This is a genomic window from Microbacterium oxydans (assembly GCF_006540085.1).
Lineage (GTDB): Bacteria > Actinomycetota > Actinomycetes > Actinomycetales > Microbacteriaceae > Microbacterium > Microbacterium oxydans.
This window is the reverse complement of sequence record NZ_BJOG01000013.1, coordinates 1-3,391: the sequence shown is the minus strand read 5'-3', so window position 1 is coordinate 3,391 and position 3,391 is coordinate 1. Positions and strand designations below refer to the sequence as shown.

Annotated in this window: 4 protein-coding genes; all 4 read left to right on the top strand. The window is 67.9% G+C overall.

Annotated elements, in window-relative coordinates; translation table 11 throughout:
- Positions 1-263: 263 nt before the first annotated feature.
- The 4 genes from MOX01_RS19000 (at position 264) to MOX01_RS18985 (ending at position 3,362) form a co-directional block, all read left to right on the top strand.
- Positions 264-893 carry a hypothetical protein gene (locus MOX01_RS19000; protein ID WP_141371193.1) on the top strand — a complete coding sequence of 210 codons (630 nt, stop codon included), beginning with the start codon at positions 264-266 and terminating at the stop codon, positions 891-893.
- A gap of 145 nt (positions 894-1,038) precedes the next feature.
- On the top strand, positions 1,039-1,524 hold the full coding sequence (locus MOX01_RS18995; RefSeq protein ID WP_141371191.1) for a hypothetical protein: 486 nt from the start codon (positions 1,039-1,041) through the stop codon (positions 1,522-1,524).
- Between the two features lie 77 nt (positions 1,525-1,601).
- A complete protein-coding gene (locus MOX01_RS18990; protein WP_141371189.1) occupies positions 1,602-2,261 on the top strand; it encodes a hypothetical protein in 660 nt (219 codons plus the stop codon).
- Between the two features lie 99 nt (positions 2,262-2,360).
- Complete coding sequence (locus MOX01_RS18985; protein ID WP_141371187.1) at positions 2,361-3,362, top strand: DUF4192 domain-containing protein; 1,002 nt, start codon at positions 2,361-2,363, stop codon at positions 3,360-3,362.
- Positions 3,363-3,391 lie beyond the last annotated feature (29 nt).

Here is a 3,391-nt window from a genome sequence, read left to right as displayed (position 1 = left end):
GGGCCGTTTTGGGGGGTCTTAGCCGGCCCCTGCTCCCCCGGCTCCTCACTCGCCTCTGTGGGCCTTCCTGCGGCTCCCGGGCCTCTCCCCCCGCGCTGGGTACCGTGCGGCCCACCCCGCCCCTCCTGGGGCCTGTGGGCTGGTGTTTCGCTGTGCCTCTCGGGGCGTGCCCCCCGCTGCGCGCGGGGCCGAAATGTGAATGTCTGAGGCTGTCTATAGATTCTAACACGTCAGGTCATATATTCAACGCATTGGAGGCAGAAATGATCATGTGGATCTCGGTTGAGGCTCACTTCCCGCAGGCGGTCACAGATCGCGAGGCGGTAGCAGCTCGGCTCATCGCACTGTGGAATCAGCACGTTGACGGCGAGCACCAGATCGACCAGGACGGCAAGACCGTGGGCAGCGCCGATCCGACCTTCACCGATCTTCACTTCGACGGCGAGTGCGCCAGCATCGAGTACCCGGGAAAGTGGGAGACCGGGGGCATCGCGGACTTCGCCCGAGCCGCCTCACTCGCGTACCCCGAGGCGACCATCCACACGCTGGAGGAGTGGACGGGCGAAGACCCGAACATCGTCCGCCAGCAGTGGAAGGGCGGCGCCGTGGTGGCCGAGAAGGACTCGGCTGGGCCATTGGAGCCGGTGATCGCCGGAAAGAGCCTCTCCGTGGCTCACGCGGCCCTCAGCGGTGCCGTGGAGCGCCTAGACGGCCTGCTCCGAGCTATCGCGGTCGGCGAGGACTTCTGGGAGCACTGGTCATACTCCGAGGCGCAAGCACTGGCCGACGTGTTCGACGCCGCCGCGCAGCCGGATGCCGCGCGCATGGTGCGCGAGCGCGTAGCCGAGGCCGACCCCGAGATGTGGGAGGAGGCCACCGCGGCGAGCGAGTGACGCGCGATAGATCGGCGGGCATCCCCTCTCGGGATGCCCGCCGTTTCGTGCGGACGTGTCCCCCATTCGGGGGACATAGAGCCAATGTCTGAGGCTCTCCGTATGTTTAGAGATGTCAGGTTACACAATCCATAGGAGGAACATCATGACCGACATCACCACCACCACCGAGGGCACCGAGGTTGCCGAGATCGTCCTCACGGACAACCGCCGGGTTGCCGTGGGCGAGATCGCACGCGCCGAGGAAGCCGCGAACCTCGCACGGGCGCGCGTGGCCGAACTCGAGAACGAGGTCCGGCGGCTGCGCACGGAGCAGATTCTCGACGGCGGCGACCCCCGACTCGTGTCCTTCTGGGACAAGGCTGGACGGATCGCCGACTACGCGAACTTCTGCGAGGAGTACGACCGGCTGGCCGATGAGCTGAACGGGGTTCCCCGTGAGCGCGAGTGGGACGTCACCCTCGACGTCACGCTTTCGCTGCGGCTGTCCTTCAGTCGCACCGCTCGCACCTCCGAGGATGCCATCGGCATCGCCGAGGAAGGCCTCGACCGCGACGACGTGATCGAAGCCATCCGTGCGAACGGCTGGGATGACATCACGTTCGATTCGTCCGAGGCCGAGCGCGCCTAGCGCCCTCCGGGTGGGCGGGGCACACGCTCCGCCCACCCTCCCCCGATCAGCACCCCTCAGCTAGGAGAGCAGCAGCCATGAAGACCACCGACCAGCTCGCAGCAGCAGCCGCCTCGACCGTCCTCGCATCGGTCACAGACCGCGAGACACACGACGGGGAAGACCCCCTCACCGCCCTCGGGTTCGCCATGGGCGCGGGCATCGAATACGAGACCGCGCTCCGCCAGATCGTGGCGGCCGCGATCACCCTCGACCGCGAGCAGCGCGGGCACGAAGACCACGGGATCGAGACGACGTTCTACACCGGCTTGGACGGTACGCCCGTGGTGCAGATCGACACCACCGAGGCGAGCGGCCTGGTGCGCGTGAACCTCAACGATTCCACCCTCTACAACGGCGACCCCGAGCAGCACGAAGCCCCCGGCATCCCCGTCGAGCTCCCCGAGAATGATGAGCCGCGCACGGGCGACCCCGCGCTCCGCTCAGCCCTCGCGCTCGTGGGCGACGATCAGCGCCAGGGGTGGGACATGTCCGACCGTGAGGCAGCAGAGCACGCCCGCAACACGCTCATCATGCCCGGTGCACCGTCCACACCCGGCGGGCACTACCTCGACGGGGACGAATCAGACGCGATCTTCCGCGCGTACCTCGCCGTGCTGAGCGCCTCATCGGCCGAGATCGCGGCGGCACTGAACGCCGCAGAATCCCCCGCGACCGCTCCCGAATCGGACGGCTGACCACCCCTCCGAAAATTCTTAGCCCAACCTACTTGACACCTCGGTCTCAGATCCGTATATTTAGTGATGTCAGGTTACACAATCTAAGGAGTGATTCAGATGGTTCAGATTCTCAGGGCGGCGTCCTCCGCCGATCTCCTCGCGGTGATCCCCCGCCTCGCCGGCTTCCAGCCGGAGAAGTCGATCGTCGTCGTCCCGTTCGTCGAGACCCGCACCCGTGGCGTCATGCGGTTCGATCTCCCCGAGCGGCCCAACATCGACCAGATCAACCTCATGGCCGAGTACCTCCTCCGGGTGCCGGACGTGACGGGCGCGATCGTCATCGTCTACACCGACGGCGACCCGAAGGACTCGGAGGTCATCGCCACCCTGCTCGCCGCGCGGCTGGACGAGCAGGGCATCCCCGTCGCCGAAGCGCTGTACGTGACGGGCGACTCCTGGGGCGACTACTTCCGCCCCGCTGAGGCCGCTCAGCCCGCTGCATGGATCAGCGCATCCGAGCACGCTGACCCCGCCGTCCCCGCGCAGTCGCAGGCACACACCCTGCCCGCGCGGGATGAGGTCGCCGCCGCCGGAATCGCCGGATGCCTCGGTGACTTCGCCTCGGTGACGTTCGACCCGCTCAAGGCCATCGAGCGGGCAACGGACACCACGCCGGAGGAGTTGCGCTCCGCGCACGCCGCGCAGCTGCTCGCCGTCCTCGTTCGCCCCATGCTCCGCGACGTCGCCCTCATCCAGTGGGCGCGTGACACCGAGCACGGCGCCGCCGCCCTCGCCACTCAGGTGCAGTACCACTTGACGTCACAGGTCGATGCGGACGTCGCAGAAACGCTCCTCGGACGCGGCGAGCGCCCCAACGTCGCCCGCCTGGAAAGCGCGCTGGCGATCTGCCGCCACCTCGCCGCGAACACGGCCGACGTGCACGCCGCCGCCGCGCTGATCAGTGCCGGGTGGATCGCCTGGGCGCTGGGCCGATCGTCGGAGGCTCACGTCTACGTCGAGCGCGCAACGGCTATCGACCCGGATCTGTCCTTCGCGGGCCTCATGACGAAGGTGCTGGATGCGGCGATGCTCCCCGAGTGGGCGTTCAACCGCCGCTAACCATCTGGGAGCGGCGGGGAAACCCGCCG